28 protein-coding genes are annotated in these 25,339 nt (G+C 53.4%); 13 read left to right on the forward strand and 15 right to left on the reverse strand.

Features of this window, described 5'->3' with window-relative positions:
- Positions 1-91: 91 nt before the first annotated feature.
- Positions 92-2,026 carry an ATP-dependent zinc metalloprotease FtsH gene (gene ftsH, locus V1603_RS00205; RefSeq protein WP_013098921.1) on the reverse strand — a complete coding sequence of 645 codons (1,935 nt, stop codon included), beginning with the start codon at positions 2,024-2,026 and terminating at the stop codon, positions 92-94.
- Between the two features lie 102 nt (positions 2,027-2,128).
- A complete protein-coding gene (gene rlmE, locus V1603_RS00210) occupies positions 2,129-2,755 on the reverse strand; it encodes a 23S rRNA (uridine(2552)-2'-O)-methyltransferase RlmE (protein WP_003861812.1) in 627 nt (208 codons plus the stop codon).
- 127 nt (positions 2,756-2,882) lie between these two features.
- On the opposite strand from rlmE, the gene yhbY reads away from it, so the two are divergent.
- Positions 2,883-3,176: a ribosome assembly RNA-binding protein YhbY gene (yhbY, locus tag V1603_RS00215; protein WP_003861814.1), complete on the forward strand. Its 294-nt coding sequence runs from the start codon at positions 2,883-2,885 to the stop codon at positions 3,174-3,176.
- A gap of 151 nt (positions 3,177-3,327) precedes the next feature.
- On the opposite strand, the gene greA is transcribed toward yhbY, so the two are convergent.
- Positions 3,328-3,804, reverse strand: a complete 477-nt coding sequence (gene greA, locus V1603_RS00220) for a transcription elongation factor GreA (RefSeq protein WP_006812122.1) — start codon at positions 3,802-3,804, stop codon at positions 3,328-3,330.
- Positions 3,805-4,032: 228 nt separating this feature from the next.
- Here greA and dacB point away from each other — a divergent pair, with 228 nt between their 5' ends.
- Positions 4,033-5,466, forward strand: a complete 1,434-nt coding sequence (gene dacB / locus V1603_RS00225; RefSeq protein ID WP_192983864.1) for a serine-type D-Ala-D-Ala carboxypeptidase — start codon at positions 4,033-4,035, stop codon at positions 5,464-5,466.
- Positions 5,467-5,509: 43 nt separating this feature from the next.
- On the opposite strand, the gene opgB is transcribed toward dacB, so the two are convergent.
- A complete protein-coding gene (gene opgB, locus V1603_RS00230) occupies positions 5,510-7,846 on the reverse strand; it encodes a phosphatidylglycerol--membrane-oligosaccharide glycerophosphotransferase (protein WP_395313369.1) in 2,337 nt (778 codons plus the stop codon).
- 207 nt (positions 7,847-8,053) lie between these two features.
- On the opposite strand from opgB, the gene pmrA reads away from it, so the two are divergent.
- Together pmrA and pmrB are read left to right on the forward strand one after the other, a co-directional pair.
- Complete coding sequence (pmrA, locus tag V1603_RS00235; protein WP_395313370.1) at positions 8,054-8,716, forward strand: two-component system response regulator PmrA; 663 nt, start codon at positions 8,054-8,056, stop codon at positions 8,714-8,716.
- Positions 8,713-9,756 carry a two-component system sensor histidine kinase PmrB gene (gene pmrB, locus V1603_RS00240; protein ID WP_395313371.1) on the forward strand — a complete coding sequence of 348 codons (1,044 nt, stop codon included), beginning with the start codon at positions 8,713-8,715 and terminating at the stop codon, positions 9,754-9,756. The genes pmrA and pmrB overlap by 4 nt, the downstream gene beginning before the upstream one ends.
- A 33-nt stretch (positions 9,757-9,789) precedes the next feature.
- On the opposite strand, the gene cgtA is transcribed toward pmrB, so the two are convergent.
- From cgtA to rplU, 4 genes are all read right to left on the reverse strand, one after another.
- Positions 9,790-10,962 carry an Obg family GTPase CgtA gene (cgtA, locus tag V1603_RS00245; RefSeq protein ID WP_014885381.1) on the reverse strand — a complete coding sequence of 391 codons (1,173 nt, stop codon included), beginning with the start codon at positions 10,960-10,962 and terminating at the stop codon, positions 9,790-9,792.
- A gap of 15 nt (positions 10,963-10,977) precedes the next feature.
- On the reverse strand, positions 10,978-11,943 hold the full coding sequence (locus V1603_RS00250) for a DMT family transporter (RefSeq protein WP_395313372.1): 966 nt from the start codon (positions 11,941-11,943) through the stop codon (positions 10,978-10,980).
- 95 nt (positions 11,944-12,038) lie between these two features.
- Positions 12,039-12,296, reverse strand: a complete 258-nt coding sequence (gene rpmA, locus V1603_RS00255; RefSeq protein ID WP_004385076.1) for a 50S ribosomal protein L27 — start codon at positions 12,294-12,296, stop codon at positions 12,039-12,041.
- Between the two features lie 19 nt (positions 12,297-12,315).
- The gene (rplU, locus tag V1603_RS00260; protein WP_003025032.1) at positions 12,316-12,627 is read right to left on the reverse strand and encodes a 50S ribosomal protein L21; all 312 of its coding nucleotides are present in this window, start codon (positions 12,625-12,627) and stop codon (positions 12,316-12,318) included.
- Between the two features lie 257 nt (positions 12,628-12,884).
- Between rplU and ispB the strand changes: the two genes are divergently transcribed.
- Positions 12,885-13,856: an octaprenyl diphosphate synthase gene (gene ispB, locus V1603_RS00265; protein ID WP_028014558.1), complete on the forward strand. Its 972-nt coding sequence runs from the start codon at positions 12,885-12,887 to the stop codon at positions 13,854-13,856.
- 229 nt (positions 13,857-14,085) lie between these two features.
- Complete coding sequence (gene sfsB, locus V1603_RS00270; protein WP_061096952.1) at positions 14,086-14,373, forward strand: DNA-binding transcriptional regulator SfsB; 288 nt, start codon at positions 14,086-14,088, stop codon at positions 14,371-14,373.
- A gap of 64 nt (positions 14,374-14,437) precedes the next feature.
- Here the strand turns inward: sfsB and murA are convergent, their stop codons facing one another.
- The 7 genes from murA to mlaF form a co-directional block, all read right to left on the reverse strand.
- A complete protein-coding gene (murA, locus tag V1603_RS00275) occupies positions 14,438-15,694 on the reverse strand; it encodes a UDP-N-acetylglucosamine 1-carboxyvinyltransferase (RefSeq protein WP_395313373.1) in 1,257 nt (418 codons plus the stop codon).
- Between the two features lie 50 nt (positions 15,695-15,744).
- Positions 15,745-15,999 (reverse strand): BolA family iron metabolism protein IbaG, encoded by a 255-nt coding sequence (gene ibaG / locus V1603_RS00280; protein ID WP_008501458.1) that lies wholly within the window; start codon positions 15,997-15,999, stop codon positions 15,745-15,747.
- 126 nt (positions 16,000-16,125) lie between these two features.
- A complete protein-coding gene (gene mlaB / locus V1603_RS00285; RefSeq protein ID WP_116343510.1) occupies positions 16,126-16,419 on the reverse strand; it encodes a lipid asymmetry maintenance protein MlaB in 294 nt (97 codons plus the stop codon).
- On the reverse strand, positions 16,419-17,054 hold the full coding sequence (mlaC, locus tag V1603_RS00290; RefSeq protein ID WP_061096951.1) for a phospholipid-binding protein MlaC: 636 nt from the start codon (positions 17,052-17,054) through the stop codon (positions 16,419-16,421). Before mlaC ends, mlaB begins: the two co-directional genes overlap by 1 nt.
- A gap of 17 nt (positions 17,055-17,071) precedes the next feature.
- A complete protein-coding gene (mlaD, locus tag V1603_RS00295) occupies positions 17,072-17,620 on the reverse strand; it encodes an outer membrane lipid asymmetry maintenance protein MlaD (RefSeq protein WP_041911946.1) in 549 nt (182 codons plus the stop codon).
- Positions 17,621-17,624: 4 nt separating this feature from the next.
- Positions 17,625-18,407 (reverse strand): lipid asymmetry maintenance ABC transporter permease subunit MlaE, encoded by a 783-nt coding sequence (mlaE, locus tag V1603_RS00300; protein ID WP_028014564.1) that lies wholly within the window; start codon positions 18,405-18,407, stop codon positions 17,625-17,627.
- Between the two features lie 7 nt (positions 18,408-18,414).
- A complete protein-coding gene (mlaF, locus tag V1603_RS00305; protein ID WP_116343511.1) occupies positions 18,415-19,227 on the reverse strand; it encodes a phospholipid ABC transporter ATP-binding protein MlaF in 813 nt (270 codons plus the stop codon).
- A gap of 227 nt (positions 19,228-19,454) precedes the next feature.
- Here mlaF and V1603_RS00310 point away from each other — a divergent pair, with 227 nt between their 5' ends.
- The 7 genes from V1603_RS00310 to rpoN are packed head-to-tail and all read left to right on the forward strand — an operon-like array spanning position 19,455 to position 25,321.
- On the forward strand, positions 19,455-20,432 hold the full coding sequence (locus tag V1603_RS00310; RefSeq protein ID WP_028014566.1) for a calcium/sodium antiporter: 978 nt from the start codon (positions 19,455-19,457) through the stop codon (positions 20,430-20,432).
- Positions 20,433-20,445: 13 nt separating this feature from the next.
- On the forward strand, positions 20,446-21,432 hold the full coding sequence (gene kdsD / locus V1603_RS00315; protein WP_163329752.1) for an arabinose-5-phosphate isomerase KdsD: 987 nt from the start codon (positions 20,446-20,448) through the stop codon (positions 21,430-21,432).
- A 14-nt stretch (positions 21,433-21,446) separates the two neighbouring features.
- Positions 21,447-22,013 (forward strand): 3-deoxy-manno-octulosonate-8-phosphatase KdsC, encoded by a 567-nt coding sequence (gene kdsC / locus V1603_RS00320; RefSeq protein WP_395313374.1) that lies wholly within the window; start codon positions 21,447-21,449, stop codon positions 22,011-22,013.
- On the forward strand, positions 22,010-22,585 hold the full coding sequence (lptC, locus tag V1603_RS00325) for an LPS export ABC transporter periplasmic protein LptC (RefSeq protein ID WP_028014568.1): 576 nt from the start codon (positions 22,010-22,012) through the stop codon (positions 22,583-22,585). The genes kdsC and lptC overlap by 4 nt, the downstream gene beginning before the upstream one ends.
- Positions 22,554-23,108, forward strand: coding sequence for a lipopolysaccharide ABC transporter substrate-binding protein LptA (gene lptA, locus V1603_RS00330; RefSeq protein WP_028014569.1), 555 nt, complete (start codon positions 22,554-22,556; stop codon positions 23,106-23,108). Before lptC ends, lptA begins: the two co-directional genes overlap by 32 nt.
- Before the next feature lie 6 nt (positions 23,109-23,114).
- Positions 23,115-23,840, forward strand: coding sequence for an LPS export ABC transporter ATP-binding protein (gene lptB / locus V1603_RS00335; protein ID WP_028014570.1), 726 nt, complete (start codon positions 23,115-23,117; stop codon positions 23,838-23,840).
- A gap of 47 nt (positions 23,841-23,887) precedes the next feature.
- Positions 23,888-25,321 carry an RNA polymerase factor sigma-54 gene (gene rpoN, locus V1603_RS00340; RefSeq protein WP_028014571.1) on the forward strand — a complete coding sequence of 478 codons (1,434 nt, stop codon included), beginning with the start codon at positions 23,888-23,890 and terminating at the stop codon, positions 25,319-25,321.
- The last annotated feature ends 18 nt before the right edge of the window (positions 25,322-25,339 follow it).

Consider the following 25,339-nt stretch of genomic DNA (forward strand, 5'->3'; position numbering starts at 1 on the left):
TCCCTGGTTTTAGTATGGTTTAACGGAAAAGAAAAACCCCGGAGCAAGCTCCAGGGTTTGATGTACAGACAAACGCTTCAACAGCAGTGACTTACTTGTCGCCCAACTGTTCTGACATGGTGTTGCCCGGGTTTGGCGTACGCGGTTCATCGACCGGACGCGGCGCACGCGGGGTGCCATTATTGTCAGAATTGTTGGAAGCACCTGGGTCTTCCCAGCCTGCTGGCGGACGCACTTCGCGGCGAGCCATCAGGTCGTCAATCTGCGGTGCATCAATGGTCTCATATTTCATGAGCGCATCTTTCATCGAATGCAGGATGTCCATATTGTCGTTCAGGATCTGACGCGCGCGACCGTAGTTACGTTCAATCAGCGCTTTCACTTCCTGGTCGATGATACGTGCCGTCTCATCGGACATATGTTTCGCTTTCGCCACAGAGCGGCCCAGGAATACTTCGCCCTCTTCCTCTGCATAAAGCAGCGGACCGAGTTTGTCGGAGAAGCCCCACTGAGTCACCATGTTACGCGCCAGGTTTGTCGCCACTTTAATATCGTTCGACGCACCGGTAGACACGTGTTCTGGCCCGTAGATGATCTCTTCTGCCAGACGACCGCCGTACAGGGTCGAAATCTGGCTTTCCAGCTTCTGACGGCTGGCGCTGATCGCGTCGCCTTCAGGCAGGAAGAAGGTCACACCCAGCGCACGGCCGCGTGGAATAATCGTCACTTTGTGCACCGGATCGTGTTCCGGCACCAGGCGACCGATAATCGCATGGCCCGCTTCGTGGTACGCGGTGGACTCTTTCTGCGCTTCCGTCATCACCATGGAGCGACGTTCCGCACCCATCATGATTTTGTCTTTCGCTTTCTCGAACTCCACCATGGAGACCACGCGCTTGTTACCGCGTGCGGCAAACAGTGCAGCTTCGTTGACCAGGTTAGCCAGGTCCGCACCGGAGAAGCCAGGGGTACCACGCGCAATGATTGCCGCGTCGATATCTGGCGCCAGCGGTACGCGACGCATGTGGACTTTCAGAATCTGTTCACGACCGCGAACATCCGGCAGACCGACCACAACCTGACGGTCGAAACGGCCTGGACGCAGCAGCGCGGGGTCAAGTACGTCCGGACGGTTAGTTGCCGCGATAACGATGATACCTTCGTTACCTTCGAAGCCGTCCATCTCAACCAGCATCTGGTTCAGGGTCTGCTCACGCTCATCGTGACCACCGCCCAGGCCTGCGCCACGCTGGCGGCCTACGGCGTCGATTTCATCGATGAAGATGATGCACGGTGCTGCCTTCTTGGCCTGCTCGAACATGTCACGCACACGAGATGCACCGACACCCACGAACATTTCCACGAAGTCAGAACCTGAAATAGTAAAGAACGGCACCTTCGCTTCACCCGCGATGGCTTTCGCCAGCAGGGTTTTACCGGTACCCGGAGGGCCGACCATCAGAACGCCTTTCGGGATCTTACCGCCCAGTTTCTGGAAACGGCTCGGCTCACGCAGGTATTCAACCAGCTCACCCACCTCTTCTTTCGCTTCGTCACAACCGGCGACGTCAGCAAACGTGGTCTTAATCTGGTCTTCCGTCAGCATACGCGCCTTGCTCTTACCGAACGACATGGCACCTTTGCCACCGCCGCCCTGCATCTGGCGCATAAAGAAGATCCAGACGCCGATAAGAAGCAGCATCGGGAACCAGGAAATGAAGATAGAAGCCAGCAGGCTTGGTTCTTCTGGCGGCTCGCCTACCACTTTGACGTTTTTGGTCAGAAGGTTATCAAGCAGCTTAGGATCGTTCACCGGGATGTAAGTCGTGTAACGGTTACTATCTTTCTTGGTAACGTTGATCTCACGTCCGTTGATACGCGCTTCGCGAACCTGGTCCTGATTGACCTCTTGCAGGAAGGTAGAATAATCCACCTTGCGGCCATTCGACTCGCTGGGCCCAAAGCTCTGGAATACTGACATCAGCACAACGGCAATGACCAGCCAGAGTATTAGGTTTTTCGCCATGTCACTCAAGGGATTAACCTCATATTACAACTGTGTTAAAAACAGCGTCAGGATACTCTATATCCAGTTTCATTCAAACTTTCGCCTGAAATCTACCGGTTATCATTTTCGCCCGGTCGCTACAATATACACTTCTCGGGAACGGGCCCGGGAAGAGTCCGGCTTACGAACTTTAACCTTCGCAAACAGGGAGCGAATTTCCTTAAGATACTCCTCGAAACCTTCGCCCTGAAACACCTTCACAACAAAACTACCACCAGGCGCTAGTACATCACGACACATTTCTAACGCTAGCTCCACCAGATACATGGCGCGGGGGATATCCACCGCCGGTGTTCCGCACATATTTGGTGCCATATCCGACATGACAACCTGGACCTTACTGTCACCAACACGATCAAGTAACGCTTTCAGCACTAATTCATCACGAAAGTCGCCCTGAAGGAAGTCGACACCGACGATGGGATCCATTGGTAAAAGATCACACGCGATGATGCGGCCCGTTCCGCCGATCTGCGTTACCGCATACTGGGACCATCCGCCCGGTGCCGCACCGAGGTCAACAACCGTCATCCCCGGCTTAAAAAGTTTGTCACTTTGCTGTATTTCATCAAGTTTAAACCAGGCACGGGAACGTAACCCCTTTTTCTGTGCCTGTTGAACATATTTATCGCTAAAGTGTTCCTGAAGCCAGCGGCTGGAACTGGCAGAACGCTTTTTACCTGTCATTTAACATTTCCGTCCTGGTTCATCGTTGCTTGCCTGTGACGTAAATTTCTACGCAGCTATTTGGCGATATAAGGGAGATGGCGGTAGAATGAACCGTTTTCAATCCCAACGTAAGCAAAAATATACGATGAATCTGAGTACTAAACAAAAACAGCACCTTAAAGGTCTGGCACATCCGCTCAAGCCTGTAGTGATGCTTGGCAACAATGGTTTGACCGAAGGGGTGCTTGCCGAGATTGAACAAGCGCTGGAACACCACGAGCTGATCAAGGTGAAAATCGCCTCTGAAGACAGAGACACTAAAAACCTGATCGTGGAAGCCATCGTGCGCGAAACCGGCGCCTGTAATGTACAGGTCATCGGTAAAACGCTGGTGCTCTATCGCCCATCTAAAGAGCGTAAAATCTCGCTGCCACGCTAAGGATATCCTGAATCAATCACATTTTCTGTGTGAAACGAGGGATTTCTTTCAGCAGGCGAGCAAAATGCCATGCTCCTTGAGTTGATAAAAGGCCGCTACGCGGCCTTTTTCTTTTCTTTACAATGTATCAACATCTTAGTAGAGAAGCGAATTACAGGTATTCAACCTTAATAATTTCGTATTCCACTTCGCCGCCAGGGGTGCGGATGGTGACAACATCGTCCTGCTCTTTGCCAATCAGGCCACGAGCAATCGGTGAGTTCACCGAAATCAGGTTCTGTTTGAAGTCGGCTTCATCATCGCCCACGATGCGATAGGTCTGCTCTTCGTCGTTGTCCAGGTTCAGAACGCTGACGGTAGAACCAAAGATCACGCGGCCATTGTTAGGCATTTTGGTGATATCGATAACCTGCGCGTTAGACAGTTTCGCCTCGATATCCTTAATGCGCCCTTCACAGAAACCCTGCTGCTCGCGCGCCGCATGGTATTCAGCATTCTCTTTCAGGTCGCCATGCTCACGGGCTTCCGCGATAGCGGCGATGATTTCAGGACGACGCACGGATTTCAGGAAATCCAGCTCTTCGCGCAGTTTTTCGGCACCACGTAAGGTCATCGGAATAGCTTGCATTTGTTATACCTCTTAAACATTCCTGTTGGGAGCAGTGTTCCCTGCTCCTGCCCCCCTAAGCGGGCAAGAAGCAAAAAGAAAACCGACCCGGGAGCGACGCCCCAGGTCAGCAGCAATTTTTCAATTTGATACGCATTTTACCGCGAAGTTCACTATGGGTCATCGTTTACTTTGCAGTGCTATGCACCGTAGTATGACGGTTTGTTTTCGGGTTGTTAGCGCGAGATTATGCGATTTTCCAGTTTTATCATCGGATTGACTACCAGTATAACGTTCACCGCCCAGGCCGCGAATGTTGATGAGTACATTAATCAGCTCCCCGCAGGCGCGAACCTTGCCCTGATGGTGCAGAAGGTTGGCGCACAGGCTCCCGAGATTGACTATCACAGTCAACAGATGGCGCTGCCTGCCAGTACCCAGAAGGTGATCACAGCCCTCGCAGCCCTGCTTCAGCTCGGGCCTGACTTCCGTTTTACCACCACGCTTGAAACCAAAGGTAACGTCGAGGGAGGCGAACTGAAAGGCGATCTTATCGCCCGTTTCGGTGGCGATCCCACCTTTAAACGCCAGGATATCCGCAACATGGTGGCGGTGTTAAAAAAATCCGGCGTGACAAAAATCGATGGCAACGTGCTGATCGATACCTCCATTTTTGCCAGCCACGATAAAGCCCCAGGCTGGCCGTGGAACGACATGACGCAGTGCTTTAGCGCCCCGCCTGCGGCCGCGATTGTTGACCGCAACTGCTTCTCGATTTCCCTTTACAGCGCGCCAAAACCGGATGATTTAGCGTTTATTCGCGTGGCATCTTACTATCCGGTGACCATGTTTAGCCAGGTGCGTACGCTGGCTAAAGGCTCCCCGGATGCCCAGTACTGCGAACTGGACGTGGTGCCTGGCGATCTTAACCGCTACACCCTCACCGGCTGCCTGACGCAGCGCGCCGATCCGCTGCCGCTGGCCTTCGCGATTCAGGATGGCGCAGGCTATGCGGGTGCGATTCTCAAGGATGAACTGAAGCAGGCAGGAATAACCTACTCCGGCACGCTGCTACGCCAGACGCAGGTCAACCAGCCGGGCACGGTCATTGCCAGCAAACAGTCACCGCCGCTGCATGATTTATTGCGGATTATGCTGAAAAAGTCTGACAACATGATTGCCGACACCGTATTCCGCATGATTGGTCACGCGCGCTTCGGCGTGCCGGGAACCTGGCGCGCGGGCTCAGACGCTGTTCGTCAGATCCTGCGCCAGCAGGCAGGGATCGATCTGGGTAACACTATCGCCGTCGATGGTTCCGGATTATCGCGCCATAACTTGATTGCCCCGGCCACCATGATGCAGGTGCTTCAGTACATTGCACAGCATGACACTGAGCTAAACTTTATCTCAATGCTGCCGCTGGCCGGACACGACGGTTCGCTGCAGTATCGCGCCGGGCTTCACGCTGCGGGTGTGGATGGCAAAGTATCCGCTAAAACAGGTTCGCTGCAGGGGGTGTATAACCTTGCAGGCTTCATCACGACCGCCAGCGGACAGCGCATGGCATTCGTGCAGTATCTTTCCGGCTATGCCGTCGAACCGACCGACCAGCGCAACCGTCGTATTCCACTGGTTCGCTTCGAGAGCAGGCTTTATAAAGATATTTACCAGAACAATTGATGTTCGTGTTGGCCTGCAGTGGATTGCAGGCCATCCCTCACCGTTACTTCCTGTCGGTGGTCTGAATCACTGGCGTAATCTTCACTTCAATCAGTCCAATACCTATCTTTCGCACCGGGGAAGTAAAGCTTTGCCCTAATATGCTTCCCTCTCGGCTAAGCGTGGGCTCAGGTGGGGTAATTGTCAGCAAACGGGAATAGAGATCCCCTGTGTAATGAAGGGTAATCCTGGTCGCCTTCTCACCAAAACGCACATACTGCGTCTGTTCGCCAATTGTTATGGCAACGGGGGCATTGATATTTTTGCCATAGGCTTTCGCTTCAATCTCAACATTAAATTCGCGTGGGAACGGTGACTTATAGAGCAGCATGACTGAAGGAGAGGTCAACGCATCTGACCAACGCCCCCAGGATTCCTGGCGACCGATGCCCATCATATTTTCGATAAACATAGGTCTTCCGTCTAAGGCAAATTTGAATGTATTCCCGACATAACGAATGTCATCGGGACTCATTTTCATTTGCCCCTGCTCACGTTGATAGCGTGCAGTATCTGTTGGGCTATCATCAATGCTTACCTTGCCTTGATATACATCACTGCCTACTTTATCGACCGTAATCTTTCCTCCGGCCTTACCCTGTGTAACGCACCAGGCTTCAGAAAGCACGAACTCGTTCCGCCAAATAGTTGCAGGACGAAAACATTTATCGATCCAGACAAACCGCTCGCCTTCGGGTAAAAATGCCAGTGATTGCCTCAACGAGATATTTCTACTGCCATCATCAATAACGGGCAGCACTTGATCAGATTTAATGTCGATCAGGATTGGCAAGCTAAAGGTATGACCGCTAAACGTAATTTCTTTTTTCTGTGTATTGATCGTAAAATCGTCGATGTGGTCTGGCATTCCCCAAAGTCCACGTATGCTGTCAGCCCATGCATACAGTTTATTTTTGAAATCAGGCACACTTTCCGAGAGCGATTTTTCGCTGACCGAACTCCGCCCCAGGCCTATTTTCTTTTCGCCACCTAGCAGGTCCAGCACAGTTGCCCCATTATCAAGAGTACTTCTTGGCTGCGATTCCAGGCCAGGCTTCACCTGCGGCCCGAGGATGAAAAACAGATCCCGACGCTCCATTTTGTTGAGGTAATCAACAGAAACCGCTGTACTGGGCATGGCCAAATGATCCGATGAGAGAACAATCAGCGTATTTTTGGCCCAGGGGGATGACTGAATCTTTTGTACAAATCGCGAGATGTCTTCCTGGCTGCAAAGCACGGCGCTTAATGCTTCAACAGAACGGCCATCAATGGTGTAATTTTTCTGACGACATCCGGGGGAGATATACCCCCTCGGTGGATGTGTATCGACCGTTAGTGTAAACAGGGCGAAACGCTGTCCGGAAGCGGAAAGCTCGTTAAATTTTTCCCAGGCTTTGTCCAGCACCACGTTATCATAGAGACCCCAGTTATTCTGTAGTTCAAAATTATCCTGCAAGCCAGATTCCGTTAACCCCCATGTATGCTTTATGCCATGCATTTTAAAAAAAGCATCTTTGTCAGCAAAATGAAGATTTGCACCTTGATAAAAATAGGTGTCGTAGCCTGATGCACTCAGTATATCTCCCAGGCAATGGCTCTCCGGGTAGAATGTTCCAACCGTATTTTCACCATTAAACGCTGTGGGTTTGAATAATGGTAACCCGCATTGCGAAGCAACTATACCCGCGATGGTAAAATCAGTGGCTGGCATCTGGAAAGTATTAGAAAAATCGACGCTTTTCTCTTTTAATTTCTTTAAATCTGGTAACAAACCCGGAAAGACTTTTTCATCGAAATAAGTACGTTCCAGACTTTCAGCATAGATGTAAACCAAATTGAACTTAGGCTGTTCAATTTTACTGGGCTCATTAATATAATATTCATTAAAATCTGAACCATCCACTGCTTCTGATAACATCATCGTGCCGCTAAGTTGCGAAAAAGCAGGTGAAACAAGCAATGCCAGAACACTACAAAAGGTGGATAACACCGCATAAATCCAGTTTTCTTTATTACCTGCACCGCCACTGAATAATACCTTATGAATAACAACAACAACCGCAACACAGAGTAATACTGCTAATATGGATGGCCAAATGTAATCATTTATTTCTCCGCCCTCCATCGTTGTCGTTAACGTGTAAAGAACAGATTCATTGACCCCATCACCGGTAAAATACTGGCAAACAGTCCAAAAACCATCGAGAAAAACGGCGCCAACAGTCGATACAAAAATGAGTACTGAAATGTAAGCATTTTGTTGAGCTTTATACCGATAAATATAAGTTGCAACAATAATACAAACGATCGAAAGCATTAATAAATAAAGAGATTCCATTCTTTTACTCGTTTATCGCAGCACGTCAATGACAACAACTGTGTCAGAAAAAGACTAACATTATATCTGGCGGCCTATGCCCCCACTATTCAATTAAATTTAATTAGGATTTAATTAAGATTAATGATGCAAAATCGTGCGTGCGCCTGTGCACCGCTTTCTGCCATAATCATGACATCGCAAGGATACTGGACCGAACAAACAGAGATGAAACTCCTTATAGTTGAAGACGATCTGTTATTACAGGAAGGACTGGCGCTGGGGCTGGCCAATCAAGGCTATGCCCTGGACTGTGCTGGCACCGCGGCAGAGGCGGATGCCCTGATCCAGAGCGGCGAATACAGCCTGGTGATCCTTGATTTAGGTTTGCCGGACAAAGACGGCGCGACGCTGCTTACCCAGTGGCGTCGCCGCGGCATCGCCAATCCGGTGTTGATCCTGACCGCACGCGACGCCATTGAAGATCGTATTACCGGCCTTGATGCTGGTGCCGATGATTACCTGGTGAAGCCCTTTGCGCTCGCAGAACTTCAGGCTCGGGTGCGAGCGTTAATACGCCGTTATCAGGGCCATAGTGATAACTTACTAACCGACGGGGACATTACCCTGAATCTGCAAACCCAGCAGGTCCTGCGCCAGTCCCAGCCCGTTGAAGTCACACCAAAAGAGTTCGCCTTGCTCACGCGTTTGATCATGCGAAGCGGACAAACGGTACACAGAGAAACCCTTCAGCAGGATATCTACTCCTGGCAGGACGATCCGGGGTCAAATACCCTCGAAGTCCACATCCATAACCTGCGTCGTAAGCTCGGCAAAGACCGGATTAAAACCGTCCGCGGCGTTGGCTACCGTCTGGAGAGCCAGAAATGAACAGCATGCGTCGGCGATTAATGGTGTTGCTGGCGGTCATTCTGTTATTTTTCCAGCTGATAAGCGTCATTTGGTTATGGCACGAAAGCCGGGAGCAGATTGGTTTCCTGGTGAACGAAACGCTGTCGGCAAAATCACGTAACAACCACGTCGAGAAAGAGATCCGCGAAGCGATTGCCTCGCTGCTGGTTCCTTCTCTGGTGATGGTTGGCTTTACGCTGTTTTTCTCGTTCTGGGCGGTCACCTGGATAACCCGGCCGCTGCACAAACTGCGCGTGAGCCTGGCTAACCGTTCGGCGGATAACTTAACCCCGCTTCCTATGTATTCCGACATGGAAGAAATCGGCGCCGTGACCACCTCGCTCAATCAGCTGCTCGCCAGGCTGGACAGTACCATCCAGCAGGAGCGTCTCTTCACGGCGGACGCCGCCCACGAACTGCGAACGCCCCTTGCCGGAATCAGACTTCATCTGGAGCTGATGGCGCAGTCAGGCTCCCCGCAGGCCACGGCGTTAATCAGCCGTATCGACCAGCTGATGCACACCGTTGAGCAACTGCTGATGCTGGCCCGTGCCGGCCAGGCGATGGCGAGCGGTCACTATGAAACCATCAACTGGACGGACACGATCATCACGCCTCTTGGTCTTGAGCATGAAGCCAAAGCGCATACGGTGATATGGCCGGACAAAAGTGCGCTCACGGTACAGGGAGACGCGGTACTGCTGCGGCTGATGCTGCGCAACCTGCTGGAGAATGCCGGGCGTTACAGCCCGACAGGCACCACGATTACCGTAACGCTTACCGAGGTCGAAGGCGGTACGCAGCTCAGCGTTATCGATCAGGGGCCAGGTATCGACGAAGCGCACCGACAGTCGATCACGGAGCCGTTCCGTCGCCTCGATCAGCGTTACGGCGGCAGCGGCCTGGGCCTGAGTATCGTACAGCGCATCCTGCAGCTTCATCACGGTAAGCTGATGCTGGAGAATGGCGCTGAAGGCGGCCTGATAGCAAGCTGCTGGCTGCCCTCAACGCTGGAATGAAAAAAGCCCCTGGATGGGGGCTTCGGACAGATATTAATGCTTGTAGATGAACTCGACACCTTCTTCGTCATCTTCATCCCAGTCATCGTCCCAGTCGTCTTCCTCTTCCGCTTCCAGCTCTTCGAGCTGCTGGCGGTGGTAGTCATCCCACATGAATTCGACTTTTTCTGGCTGTTTCGCTTCTTCAGCCTGAACGACCGGGTTCTCGATGATGAAGGTCATCACATCCCAGCAGAGATCTTTCACGCCAACCTGGCTTGCCGCGGAGATAAGGTAGTATTTATCTTCCCAGCCCATCGCTTCAGCAATCGCTTTGGCTTTCGCTTCGGCTTCCGCTTTGTCCATCAGGTCGATCTTGTTGAAGACCAGCCAGCGTGGTTTACTCGCCAGTTTTTCGCTGTATTTTTCCAGCTCGCCGATGATAATGCGGGCGTTCTCAACCGGATCGGAACCGTCGATTGGATCGATATCAATGAGGTGCAGCAGGACGCGGCAGCGCTCAAGGTGCTTCAGGAAACGAATACCCAGGCCCGCCCCTTCTGCAGCGCCTTCGATCAGGCCAGGGATATCAGCCACGACGAAGCTCTTTTCGTTATCCATACGGACAACGCCGAGGCTTGGCACCAGCGTGGTAAACGGATAGTCCGCCACTTTTGGTTTCGCCGCAGAGACAGCACGAATAAACGTCGATTTACCGGCGTTTGGCATACCCAGCATGCCCACGTCTGCCAGAAGCATCAGCTCCAGCTGCAGATCGCGCTTATCGCCCGGAGTACCCATCGTTTTCTGGCGCGGGGTACGGTTAACGGAAGATTTGAAACGGCTGTTGCCCAGACCGTGCCAGCCGCCTTTTGCGACCATCAGGCGCTGACCATGCTTGGTCATATCACCCATGGTTTCACCGGTGCCCTGATCGATAACGCGCGTACCGACCGGAACCTTAATGGTAACGTCTTTACCGCGTTTACCGGTACAGTCACGGCTCTGGCCGTTCTGGCCGCGTTCAGCGCGGAAGGATTTTTCGAAGCGGTAGTCGATCAGCGTGTTGAGGTTTTCATCCGCCTCCAGCCACACGTCACCACCATCGCCACCGTCACCGCCGTCAGGGCCGCCACGAGGAATATATTTTTCACGGCGGAAGCTTACACAACCGTTACCGCCATCACCTGCCACGACCAGAATCGTCGCTTCATCAACAAACTTCATTTTACTCTCCGTAACTCATTCGCCTGAGCGGGGGACTACTACGACCGCTTCATTTTTGCGCCAACGTCCCCAAAGACGATGACCAATGGCGGAATACATCGCGCCCGCAACCACGACAAACGCACCGAGATAGCCCAACAGGTTGAGCATCGGTCTGACGAAGACATCGGGCCAGGCCATTGATAAAAAATCTGAAAATAACAGCGTAAACAGCGGGGTAAGCGTGATCAACGCGCTCACCTGTGCTGCCTGCCAGCGCGCCATCGCTTCCGCCAGCGCGCCATAACCGACCAGCGTGTTAAGCCCACAAAAAATGAGGCACGCCAGTTGCCAGTCGCTCAGTTGGGCAATGACGCCCGGCTTCGCTAACGGCAATAATGCCACTGTACACAAAGTGTACAGCAAAAAAAGGATCTGCTGTGAAGCAAGGCGACGCAATAACACCTTTTGCGCGACGCCATAGCTCACCCAGACCGTTGCTGCTCCCACGCCGAAGATCACGCCCCAGGTGTAGTCCGTAAGCCGTGTAAAAATCTCGATCAGGCTGGTGTTGAAAAACATCACCAGACCACACAGCAGCATGGTTGCCCCGATAATCTGCGTCCCGCGCATCTTCTCTTTGAGGATGAACACGCTGGCAACCATCATACCCACGGGTGAAAGCTGGCCAATCACCTGAGACGCCGTAGGGCTTAAATACTGCAGGGAAGAGCTGAACAGGATGAAGTTACCGAACAGACCGCCCGTCGCAATGGCCAGTAACACCAGCCAGCGAGGTTTACGGAAGAGTCGCAACGGTGGAAGCTTACCTTTAATTGCAAGGATGGTCCCGAGACCGATGCTTGCCATCAGAAAGCGATAAAAGACCACCGTAGGCGGCTCCATCACTTCCAGTACCTGCTTCATTGCAATTGGCAGCGCACCCCAGCACATTGCGGTCGTGAGCGCCAAAAGAATACCAATGCCGGCCTGCTGCTTCATGCCCGTTTTCCCTACAGAAAATTTTCCGGGTTTCCAATGTAAAAAGCCCCGCAACACGTTGCGGGGCTTTAATCCGTTACCGGACCGAGAAAACCTTACTCAGCAACGATGCTGATGTATTTACGGTTGTTCGGGCCTTTAACTTCAAATTTCACTTTACCGTCTGCTTTAGCAAACAGAGTGTGGTCACGACCGCAACCTACGTTGTTGCCAGCGTGGAATTTGGTACCACGTTGACGAACGATGATGCTACCCGCCAGAACGGATTCGCCACCGAAACGCTTAACGCCAAGGCGTTTAGCTTCTGAATCGCGACCGTTACGTGTGGAGCCGCCAGCCTTTTTATGTGCCATTTAAATCTCTCCTCAGGTCTTAGGCGCTGATGCCAGTAATTTTCACATCAGTGAACCACTGACGGTGGCCCTGCTGCTTACGGTAGTGTTTACGACGACGAAACTTAACGATTTTAACTTTCTCGCCACGACCGTGTGCAACAACTTCAGCTTTGATAACGCCGCCATCAACGAAAGGAACGCCGATTTTGACTTCTTCACCGTTTGCGATCATCAGAACTTCTGCGAACTCAACAGATTCGCCAGTTGCGATGTCCAGCTTTTCCAGGCGAACGGTCTGACCTTCGCTTACTCGGTGTTGTTTACCACCACTTTGGAAAACCGCGTACATATAAACTCCGCTTCCGCGCACGTCCTCGTATGAATCAGAGTGCGCTATAAATATTCACAATAGGGCGCGAATATTACGCAAAACGCGAGCCTTTGACAAGTGCTACCGTCAATACATGAAGAAAAAAAACACAACACGTACGGTAACGTTTATCTGAGCCGTTTTTTCAGTACAATCAGCACTACTATTGATAAACCGAAACCCTTCGTTACCCCATTGAAGATGGGAACAACAGGATAAAAAGCCCGGCTTTTGCGATGAATTTAGAAAAAATCAACGAGTTAACCGCGCAAGATATGGCGGGTGTAAATGCAGCAATCCTGGAGCAACTCAACTCTGACGTTCAGCTGATCAATCAGTTGGGCTATTACATTGTCAGCGGCGGCGGTAAACGCATTCGCCCGATGATTGCCATTCTGGCTGCCAGAGCCGTTGGCTATCAGGGAAATGCCCACGTGACGATCGCCGCGCTGATTGAATTTATTCACACCGCGACGCTTCTGCATGATGATGTTGTGGATGAATCCGATATGCGTCGTGGCAAAGCCACGGCAAACGCAGCCTTCGGGAACGCCGCCAGCGTTCTGGTCGGGGACTTTATCTATACCCGCGCCTTCCAGATGATGACCAGCCTCGGCTCTCTGAAAGTGCTGGAGGTGATGTCAGAAGCCGTCAACGTCATCGCTGAAGGCGAAGTGCTGCAGCTGATGAACGTCAATGACCCGGATATCACCGAAGAAAACTACATGCGCGTTATCTACAGCAAAACAGCGCGCCTGTTTGAAGCTGCCGCCCAGTGCTCGGGCATTCTGGCTGGCTGTTCCGAGGCGCAGGAAAAAGGATTGCAGGACTATGGACGCTATCTGGGCACTGCCTTCCAGCTGATTGATGATTTGCTGGACTACAGCGCGGACGGCGAAACGCTCGGCAAAAACGTTGGCGATGACCTGAACGAAGGCAAACCGACCCTGCCGCTCCTTCACGCGATGCGCAACGGAACAGCCGACCAGGCGAAAATGATCCGTGAGGCGATCGAACAGGGAAATGGTCGCCATCTTCTGGAACCTGTACTGGAAACCATGGCCATCTGCGGATCACTGGAATGGACCCGTCAGCGTGCTGAAGAAGAGGCTGACAAAGCCATCGAAGCTCTCCAGGTTATTCCAGACAGCCCATGGCGCGATGCGCTGATTGGTCTTGCCCACATCGCTGTTCAGCGCGACCGTTAATCTTGACCCACCTCCCCGCCCCCATCGCGGGGAGGTTCAAAAACGCACCAGTAAATTCCGTATTCACGTAAATTCATCGGGTTAGAGCCCGCATGAATAAAGCCATGCCTTATTCTGAATATCCCTTCAAGTAACGCGAACTTTTTAGAACACGAATGTGAAATGGGTATAGTAAGCCAGTCGTTTCAGAAGAAACGGCGTAGGTGAATCCGAACTTAAGGACAGCGTTATGGATACGAAATTTATCGACTGGCATACGGCAGATATCATTGCGGCACTGCGCAAAAGAGGTACGTCACTTGCAGCAGAGTCCCGCCGCCATGGTCTGAGTTCTTCCACCCTGGCCAACGCCCTGACCCGCCCCTGGCCAAAGGGAGAATTAATTATCGCGACGGCGCTGGAAACGCACCCGTGGGTGATCTGGCCTTCACGCTATCACGATCCAGTTACTCATGAATTTATCGACAGAACGCGCATGATGCGCCAGAGAAAAGTAAAAACAGAACCGCAGGAATAACGGTTTTTGTGACAGGAATAGCAACCCCCCGGTCATTTCTGGCAGGGGGCTGCCGGAACGATTACTAGCCCTTCACACGCTCGATATTGGCACCCAGCGCGCGCAGTTTGTCTTCAATACGCTCGTAACCACGATCGATGTGGTAGATACGATCCACCACCGTCGTGCCTTCCGCGATACAGCCCGCCAGCACCAGGCTTGCAGACGCACGCAGATCCGTTGCCATTACCTGAGCACCGGACAGTTTCTCAACACCGTGGCAAATCACGGTGTTACTTTCGATCTCAGCATGTGCGCCCATACGGATCAGTTCCGGTACGTGCATGAAGCGGTTCTCGAAAATCGTCTCGGTGATCACACCGGTACCTTCCGCCACCAGGTTCAGCAGGGTGAACTGTGCCTGCATATCGGTCGGGAATGCCGGATGCGGTGCCGTACGCACGGTTACCGCTTTCGGACGCTTGCCGTGCATATCGAGGCTGATCCAGTCTTCACCGGTTTCAACATCGGCACCCGCTTCACGCAGTTTCGCCAGCACCGCATCCAGGGTATCTGGCTGCGCGTTGCGACATACAATCTTACCGCCAGAGATCGCCGCAGCGACCAGGAAGGTGCCGGTTTCAATACGGTCCGGCAGTACGCGATACACACCACCGCCCAGACGCTCAACGCCTTCGATGGTGATGCGGTCAGTACCCTGGCCGGAGATCTTCGCGCCCAGCGCCACGAGGAAGTTGGCGGTATCCACGATCTCCGGTTCACGCGCGGCGTTTTCGATGATGGTGGTACCTTCCGCCAGCGTCGCTGCAGACATAATGGTGACAGTAGCGCCAACGCTAACTTTGTCCATGACAATGTGCGCGCCTTTCAGACGGCCATTGACGGAGGCCTTAACGTAACCTTCTTCCAGCTTGATCTCTGCACCCAGTTTCTCCAGGCCAAAGATATGCAGGTCAACCGGACGCGCGCCGATAGCGCAGCCGCCCGGCAGAGAAACCTGACCCTGACCGAAACGCGCCACCAGCGGGCCAAGCGCCCAGATAGAAGCACGCATGGTTTTCACCAGATCGTAAGGCGCAGAGAAGTTGTTCACGTTGCTGGCGTCAATCCAGACGGAACCGTTGCGCTCAACTTTAGTGCCCAGTTGGGTGAGCAACTTCATAGTGGTGTCGATATCTTTCAGCTTCGGTACGTTCTGAATTTCTACCGGCTCTTCCGCGAGCAGCGCGGCAAAGAGGATTGGCAGTGCGGCGTTTTTCGCGCCAGAAATTGTGACTTCGCCCTGGAGACGCGTTGGCCCCTGTACACGAAATTTATCCATTGTGTGCTCTCTTATAAATTCAACCGTGCTGCGGGCCTGTAGCCCTCAGCTCAAAAACCGTTTAGTTTGCGATCGCGTGCCCACTCTTGCGGGGTGAACGCTTTAATCGACAGGGCGTGGATGCGGTTATCCGCAATATATTCCATCAGCGGCGCGTACACAGCCTGCTGCTTCTTCACACGGCTCATACCGTCGAACATCTCACCCACAGCAATAACCTGGAAGTGACTGCCATCGCCAGTGACGTGGGCTTCCTGAAGGGAGAGTGCATTCATCAGCACTGTCTGGATTTCATGATTTTCCATGGGCTCTTAATCATCTGATAGTGAAAACAAGCCCAACATCTTAGAGCAAAGTGGCGTCGTCTTAAACAAGCAAAAAGCCCCGACGATGAAACTGTCAGGGCTTTCGGAAGTAACGCACTGAAAATATTAACGAGGCAGTACGTCCTGAGGCAGATTGTAGAGTTGCGCAAGGGTAACGACATTATCGCTCGCGCCATGAAGCATGACGCTTGTTCCCTGCTTTTTCCCCACGGCAACCAGATGGGCAAGCAGCGCAACGCCTGCCGTATCCACCCGCGTGACGTCGGTTAAGTCGATAAGCGTCACGCCCTGCATCGCTTCATGACGTTTGTCCCACAGCGGGTTCAGCAGATCCTGGTCCAGCTCACCGGACAGCTTTAACGTCTCACCTTCACGTGACCAGCGGAGTTGCTGCGACATTACTTCTTCTCGTCCAGAGTAATTTTCTGACGAGAAATAGACTGCAGCTGTGCGGTCAGGCCATCAATGCCCTTGGTGCGCAGCAGGTCGCTCCACTCGTTCTGTTTAGTGGTGATCATGCTCACCCCTTCGGCGATCATGTCATACGCCTGCCAGTGGCCGGTCTGGCTATTTTTACGCCACTGGAAATCCAGACGCACCGGCGGACGGCCGTTAGGATCGTTGATCGTCACGCGGATAGGAATGATGGTGGCATCGCCCAGCGGCTGCTCTGGCGCAATCTGATAGGTCTGACCGTGGTACATCGCCAGCGCCTGGCCGTAGGCCTGTTTCAGGTATTCACGGAATGCAGCAAAGTAGGCTTCACGCTGCGCAGGCGTCGCATCTTTGTAATAACGCCCCAGCACCAGCGCTCCCGCATATTTGATCTGCACATACGGCAGCAGTTCCTGGTCAACCACGTCACGCAGATAATCAGGATTCGCGCGAATTTTTGGCTGTTCGTTTTTGAGACGGTCGAAGGTTTTCTTCGCAGCTTCGTCCATCAGTTTGTACGGGTTGCTCTGATCCGCAGCATGTGCCGCAGTGAGAGGGGCAATGACCAGCATGGCAACCATTAACAGTCGTTTAAACATGAATGACTTCTCCTGAATTAATTCGCAGCACCAGGGGTCGGCGCAACGTTGGTATGGTCTTCACTCTGCGCAGGGGCATCGTCAGACTTTTTATCATCCCCTTTACTGTTGTAAAGGAACTGACCAATCATATCCTCCAGCACCATCGCGGACTTCGTATCCTGGATAACGCTACCGTCTTTAAGGATAGTCGTTCCCAGCTCGGGGTCTTCAAAGCCCACGTTAAGTGCCAGATATTGTTCGCCCAGCAGGCCGGAAGTACGGATAGAAAGGGAGCTGGTGTCCGGAATATGGTTGTAACGTTCTTCGATATCCATCGCGACGCGCGGCAGATACGTTTTTTCATCAAGCGTAATGTCAGATACGCGGCCTATCACCACACCGCCAATGCGGACCGGCGAACGTGCCTTCAGCCCACCGATGTTGTCGAAGGTGGCATAGATACGATACGTCGGCTCAGTGCGTACTGAGGTGATATCTGCCGCTCGCAGGCAGATAAAGAGTGCCGCCAGCAGCGCCAGCAGCAGGAACACGCCGACCCAAATTTCATTTTTTCTCGTTTGCATGAACTCAATTCCCAAACATCAGTGCGGTGAGCACAAAATCCAGACCCAGTACGGCCAGCGACGAATGTACGACTGTACGTGTAGTTGCACGGCTAATGCCCGCCGACGTCGGGATGGCATCGTAACCATTGAACAATGCAATCCAGGTGACCGTAATGGCAAATACCACGCTTTTAATCAGACAGTTAACCAGATCCATGCGCAGATCGATGGCGTCCTGCATTGCGGACCAGAAGAAACCGGCATCAATGCCTTTCCAGTGGACCCCAACCAGCGAGCCGCCCCAGATACCTACGGCGACAAACAGAATAGTCAGTAGCGGCAGCGAGATCACCCCCGCCCAGAAACGCGGCGAGATCACGCGACGCAGCGGATCGACCGCCATCATCTCCATGCTGGAGAGCTGCTCGGTGGCACGCATCAGGCCAATCTCAGCCGTTAATGCTGACCCTGCGCGCCCGGCGAACAGCAGCGCAGCCACAACCGGCCCCAGCTCGCGCAGAAGCGAGAGCGCCACCAGCATCCCGAGGCTGGTTTCCGCACTGTAGGTTGTCAGGACGAGGTAGCCCTGCAGCCCCAGCACCATGCCAATAAACAGACCGGAAACAATAATGATGAGCATCGACAGCACGCCGACATTATAAAGCTGACGCACCAGCAGAGGGGCGTGCTTGCTAAACTCCGGCTTGCCGACCAGCGCGTTGAATAACATCAATCCGGCACGCCCGAACGTCCTGATGGTTTTTATGCCACGGTGTCCGAGAGCGGCCAACGCATTTAACAGCATGAGTGGCTTAACTCCCTATTCCCAGTAAATCGTCACGATAGTCGCCCGCCGGGTAGCGGAACGGCACAGGCCCATCGGCAATACCGTCGAGGAACTGCCGCACGCGCGGATCGCAATTTTCCTGCAGCGCCTGAGCGCTACCGTGTGCGACGATCTTTTTGTCCGCCACGATATAGGCGTAATCGGCAATGCTCAATACTTCCGGTACATCGTGAGACACCACGATACAGGTGACGCCGAGCGCGCTGTTCAGTTCAGAGATGAGCTTTACCAGCACGCCCATCGTGATGGGATCCTGTCCGACAAACGGTTCGTCGAACATGATTAAATCGGGCTCTAATGCAATGGCTCGCGCCAGCGCGGCGCGGCGCGCCATCCCGCCGGACAGTTCCGAAGGCATCAGCTTCGCGGCCCCACGCAACCCCACAGCTTCAAGCTTCATCATCACCGTGCTTTTCAGCAGTTCAGGCGGCAGGCTGGTATGCTCGCGCAGCGGATAGGCCACGTTATCAAAGACGTTCATGTCGGTGAACAACGCCCCCGACTGAAAGAGCATACTCATACGTTTGCGGACAGTATACAGGCGCGAGCGCGACATCTCCGGGACGTTTTCGCCATCGAAGAGGATTTCACCGCTATCCGGTGGGATCTGACCACCTATAAGGCGCAGGAGGGTCGTTTTACCGATCCCGGACGGCCCCATGATGGCGGTGATTTTGCCACGCGGTACGGTCAACGAAATATCATCGAATATCAGACGATTGCCACGAGAAAAACTCACACCGCGGACATCGACTAAATTCGCCATCGTTTGGCTCATTTATAGTTCCTTTCTTACCCTGCTCACGTTAAGGCGTACAGCCTGAATCAGCCCTTAACCCAGCATTTTTACAGAATATTAGCCGTTGAGGTTAGCGAAAGCTGGCATTTGTTTTACTTTTCCGGCGCATAAAGTCAAAATTAGGAATTCGTTACGCCTCAGACCGTATGCAGTCCAGCCATTCCCGCGCGATGGACCGACAAGTATACCTGAAGAAAGGACTTTTGATGCTTTTAGCAACAGCACTGTTAATTATTGGTTTACTGTTAGTGGTCTACAGTGCTGACCGTTTAGTCTTTGCTGCATCTATCCTGTGTCGCCTGACGGGCGTACCGCCTGTTGTCATCGGGATGACCGTGGTCAGCGTTGGCACATCACTTCCTGAAATCATCGTCTCCGTCTCGGCGTCGCTGCATGGTCAGTTAGACCTGGCAATTGGCACCGCGATTGGCTCTAACATTGTCAATATATTACTGATTTTAGGCCTTGCGGCACTTCTCCATCCATTTCGCGTGCATTCTGATGTTCTGCGCCGTGAATTGCCGCTAATGTTAGTCGTAAGCCTGCTGGCAGGGTGCGTATTTTATGACGGTGTACTGAGCTACAGCGACGGCATTTTCCTGCTGGCGCTGGCCGTCATCTGGCTGCTGTATAGTGTTAAAATTGCCCGCCAGGCGGAAAAGCAGGGTCAGGACAGCCTGACGCGTGAGCAGGTTGCCGAACTTCCGCGCGAAGGCACGCTGCCGGTCGCCCTGCTCTGGCTTGGCGTCGCGCTGATCATCATGCCAATGGCAACGCGCATGGTCGTGGATAACGCGACGGTGCTGGCGAACTATTTCGCCATGAGTGAGCTGACGATCGGCCTGACGGTTATTGCTATCGGCACCAGCCTGCCTGAGCTGGCCACCGCCATTGCGGGGGCGCGTAAAGGGGAAGATGACATCGCCATTGGTAATATCATCGGTTCCAACATTTTCAATATCGCCATTGTGATGGGCCTGCCGGCCCTGATTACGCCAGGGCCCTTTAATCCCCTGGCGTTCTCGCGCGACTACGGCGTGATGTTATTGGTCAGCGTGATATTTGCCCTGCTTTGCTGGCGGCGGCAACGACAGATCGGCAAAGGCGCAGGCGCGCTGCTGACGGGTGGATTTATCGTATGGATGGCGATGCTGTACTGGCTCTCGCCTCTTCTCTCTGGGTAAACGGAAACGCATTATGTCGCAAATAGAATTGCAGCCGGGTTTTGACTTTCAGAAAGCAGGCAAAGAGGTTCTGGAGATTGAACGTGAAGGTCTGGCGCAGTTAGATCAGTACATTAATCAGGATTTTAGTCTGGCATGTGAGAAGATGTTCTACTGTGCCGGCAAAGTCGTGGTGATGGGGATGGGTAAGTCCGGCCACATTGGACGCAAAATGGCAGCAACATTTGCCAGCACCGGAACCTCGTCTTTCTTTGTACACCCTGGGGAAGCCGCGCACGGCGATCTGGGGATGGTCACGCCGCAGGATGTCGTTATTGCGCTGTCCAACTCCGGGGAGTCCAATGAAATTCTGGCGCTGATCCCCGTACTGAAGCGACTGCAGGTGCCCCTGATTTGCATGACCAGCCGTCCGGAAAGTAGCATGGCGCGTGCGGCCGATATTCACCTGTGCGTTAAAGTACCGAAAGAGGCCTGTCCGCTGGGTCTGGCGCCGACGTCCAGCACAACTGCCGCGCTGGTCATGGGCGATGCCCTTGCCGTCGCGCTGCTCGAAGCCCGCGGTTTTACGCCGGAAGATTTCGCGCTTTCCCACCCGGGCGGCGCGCTGGGGCGCAAGCTGCTGCTGCGGGTAAACGATATTATGCACACCGGGGATGAGATCCCTCACGTCAGTAAAGAAGCCTCCCTGCGTGATGCGCTGTTGGAAATCACCCGCAAGAATCTGGGTATGACGGTCGTGTGCGACGATCTGATGAAAATTCAGGGGATCTTCACCGATGGCGACCTGCGTCGCGTGTTCGACATGGGTGTAGATGTCCGCACGCTTGGCATTGCCGACGTGATGACGCCCGGTGGCATCCGCGTGCGTCCGGGAACGCTGGCCGTGGATGTGCTGAACCTGATGCAGTCCCGCCATATCACCTCCGTTATGGTTGCCGATGGCGACCAGTTGCTGGGTGTGGTACATATGCATGATCTGCTGCGCGCTGGCGTAGTGTAATAAAGGATAAGACAATGAGTAATGCGGGTGCATCCCTTGCAACCTGTTATGGTCCGGTCAGTACCCAGATGATGACAAAGGCGGAAAACATTCGTCTGCTCATTCTGGATGTGGATGGCGTACTTTCCGATGGCCTGATTTACATGGGCAATAATGGTGAAGAGCTGAAAGCGTTTAACGTTCGCGACGGCTACGGTATCCGCTGTGCGCTCACTTCGGGTATCGAGGTTGCTATCATCACCGGACGAAAAGCTAAACTGGTAGAAGACCGCTGTGAAACCTTAGGGATTACCCATCTTTACCAGGGTCAATCCGATAAGATGGCAGCGTTCAACGATTTACTGGGTAAACTGGCTATCGCACCGGAGAACGTGGCCTACGTCGGGGACGATCTGATTGACTGGCCGGTGATGGCTAAAGTCGGTCTCAGCATCGCGGTTGCTGATGCTCACCCGTTACTGATCCCGCGCGCTGACTACGTTACCTGCATCAACGGTGGCCGGGGTGCCGTCCGTGAAGTCTGCGATCTGCTTCTGCTGGCGCAGGGCAAGCTTGATGAAGCCAAAGGGCAATCGATATGAGTAAAACCAGACGTTGGGTTATCATTCTGCTTTCGCTTGTCGCACTGGTATTGATTGGCGTGAACCTTGCCGATCGCGACGACACGCAAACAGAAGTGGTCAACAATAACGATCCAACCTATAAAAGCGATCACAGCGACACCGTGGTCTATAGCCCGGAAGGTGCGCTGAACTATCGCCTGATTGCCCAGCATGTTGAATACTTTTCCGATGACGGCGTTTCGTGGTTTACCCAACCTGTCATGACCACATTCGATAAAGACAAAGTGCCGACGTGGTCAATTAAGTCAGATCGGGCCAAACTGACAAATGATCGTATGCTTTATCTGTATGGCCACGTTGAAGTCAACGCCCTGACCGCTGACTCGCAACTGAGAAAAATTACGACGGATAATGCCCAGATCAACCTGGTAACCCAGGACGTGACGTCGCAGGATCTGGTCACACTGTATGGCACAACATTTAATTCCAGCGGTTTAAGAATGCGCGGGAACTTACGCAGCAAGAACGCCGAGCTGATTGAAAAGGTTAGAACCTCCTATGAAATTCAAAACAAACAAACTCAGCCTTAAAGTAATTATCGCCAGCGCGATGCTGGCGGCCAGTCTCCCCGCGCTTGCTGTAACGGGCGATACCGACCAGCCGATCCATATCGAGTCCGACACCCAGTCTCTCGATATGCAGGGTAACGTCGTTACCTTCACGGGTAACGTCGTCATGACGCAGGGCACCATCAAAATTAATGCCGATAAGGTGGTCGTTACCCGTCCGGGCGGCGAGCAGGGCAAAGAGATTATTGATGGCTACGGCAACCCGGCCACCTTCTACCAGATGCAGGACAACGGCAAGCCGGTGAAGGGCCACGCCTCGCATATGCACTATGAGCTGGCGAAGGATCTGGTCATCCTGACCGGAAACGCCTATCTGGAACAGCTGGACAGCAATATTACCGGTGACCAGATTACCTATCTGGTGAAAGAGCAAAAAATGCAGGCCTCCAGCGAGAAAGGCAAACGCGTAACCACCGTGCTGGTTCCGTCGCAGCTGCAGGACAAAGGCAAGGGCCAGGCCCCGGCACAGAAGAAGAGTAACTAATTCGCTATGGCAACATTAACTGCAAAAAATCTCGCGAAGGCTTACAAAGGCCGCCGTGTCGTAGAAGATGTCAGTCTGACCGTCAACTCCGGCGAAATTGTGGGCCTGCTTGGCCCGAACGGTGCGGGTAAAACCACCACCTTCTACATGGTGGTTGGTATTGTGCCGCGCGATGCCGGCAACATTATTATTGACGATGAAGACATCAGCCTGCTGCCGCTGCACGCGCGCGCGCGCCGTGGCATCGGCTATCTGCCGCAGGAAGCCTCTATTTTCCGTCGTCTGAGCGTCTTTGATAACCTGATGGCGGTCCTGCAAATTCGCGACGACCTGACCAACGAACAGCGTCAGGATCGCGCCAACGAGCTGATGGAAGAGTTTCACATCGAGCACCTGCGCGACAGCCTGGGCCAGGCATTGTCCGGGGGGGAACGCCGTCGTGTTGAGATTGCGCGCGCGCTGGCCGCCAATCCGAAGTTTATCCTTCTGGATGAACCGTTTGCGGGCGTTGACCCAATCTCCGTTATCGACATTAAACGCATTATCGAGCATCTGCGTGACAGCGGGCTTGGCGTGCTGATCACCGACCACAACGTTCGTGAAACGCTGGCGGTATGTGAACGCGCGTATATCGTGAGCCAGGGCAATCTGATCGCCCACGGTACGCCGCAGCAGATCCTCGAAGACGATCATGTTAAGCGTGTCTATCTTGGGGAAGACTTCAGACTCTGATAGGGTAGAGGTAACGTAACGCCGAACCGGAGAAAAATGCTCTGAACATGAAGCAAGGTTTGCAATTAAGGCTCAGCCAACAGCTGGCGATGACGCCGCAGCTACAGCAGGCAATTCGCCTGTTGCAGCTGTCCACGTTAGAACTTCAGCAGGAGCTCCAGCAGGCGCTGGACAGCAATCCCCTGCTGGAGCAAGCCGATCTTCATGACGAGGTAGATACCCAGCAGTCACAGGATACAGAAGCGCTCGACACCGCGGATGCCCTCGAACAAAAAGAGATGCCGGACGAGCTTCCGCTGGATGCCAGCTGGGATGAAATCTATACCGCCGGGACCCCTTCCGGCACGCGTGCAGACTACCAGGACGACGAGCTACCGGTCTACCAGGGCGAAACCACCCAGTCGCTGCAGGATTACCTCATGTGGCAGGTAGAGCTTACCCCCTTCTCCGATACCGACCGTGCCATTGCCACGTCGATTGTCGACGCCGTTGATGACACCGGTTATTTGACCGTCACGCTGGACGACATTCTGGAAAGCATGGGCGATGAAGAGATTGAGATTGAGGAGATTGAAGCGGTACTGAAACGCATTCAGCGCTTCGATCCGGTCGGGGTGGCCGCGAAAGACCTGCGCGACTGCCTGCTGATCCAGCTTTCTCAGTTCAGCAAAGAGACGCCGTGGCTCGACGAAGCGCGCTTAATCATCAGCGATCATCTGGATCTTCTGGCTAACCACGATTTCCGCACCCTGATGCGCGTGACGCGCCTGAAGGAAGAGGTGCTGAAAGAGGCGGTAAATCTGATCCAGTCTCTCGATCCGCGTCCCGGTCAGTCGATCCAGACCAGCGAACCCGAGTACGTTATCCCGGACGTGCTGGTCAGAAAACACAATGACCGCTGGGTCGTTGAACTGAACTCTGACAGCATCCCTCGCCTGCAAATCAACCAGCAGTACGCCTCTATGTGCACCAGCGCGCGCAACGACTCCGACAATCAATATATTCGCAGCAATCTTCAGGAAGCGCGATGGTTGATCAAGAGCCTGGAGAGCCGGAATGATACCCTGCTGCGCGTGAGCCGCTGCATCGTCGAACAGCAGCAGGCATTCTTTGAGCAGGGCGAAGAGTATATGAAACCGATGGTACTGGCGGATATCGCCCAGGCCGTCGAGATGCATGAATCCACCATTTCCCGCGTCACCACGCAGAAGTATCTGCACAGTCCGCGCGGTATTTTTGAGCTTAAGTATTTCTTCTCCAGCCATGTGAACACCGAGGGCGGCGGCGAAGCGTCGTCAACGGCGATTCGCGCACTGGTGAAGAAGTTGATCGCCGCGGAGAACCCCGCGAAGCCACTAAGTGACAGTAAGTTGACCACCATGCTGTCCGATCAGGGTATTATGGTGGCACGTCGTACTGTTGCGAAGTATCGAGAGTCTTTATCCATTCCGCCGTCTAACCAGCGTAAACAGCTGGTCTGACACAACCGATAAGGAAGA

The organism is Enterobacter sp. ECC-219 (assembly GCF_043966805.1).
In the GTDB taxonomy this organism is placed as follows: Bacteria; Pseudomonadota; Gammaproteobacteria; order Enterobacterales; family Enterobacteriaceae; genus Enterobacter; species Enterobacter cloacae_N.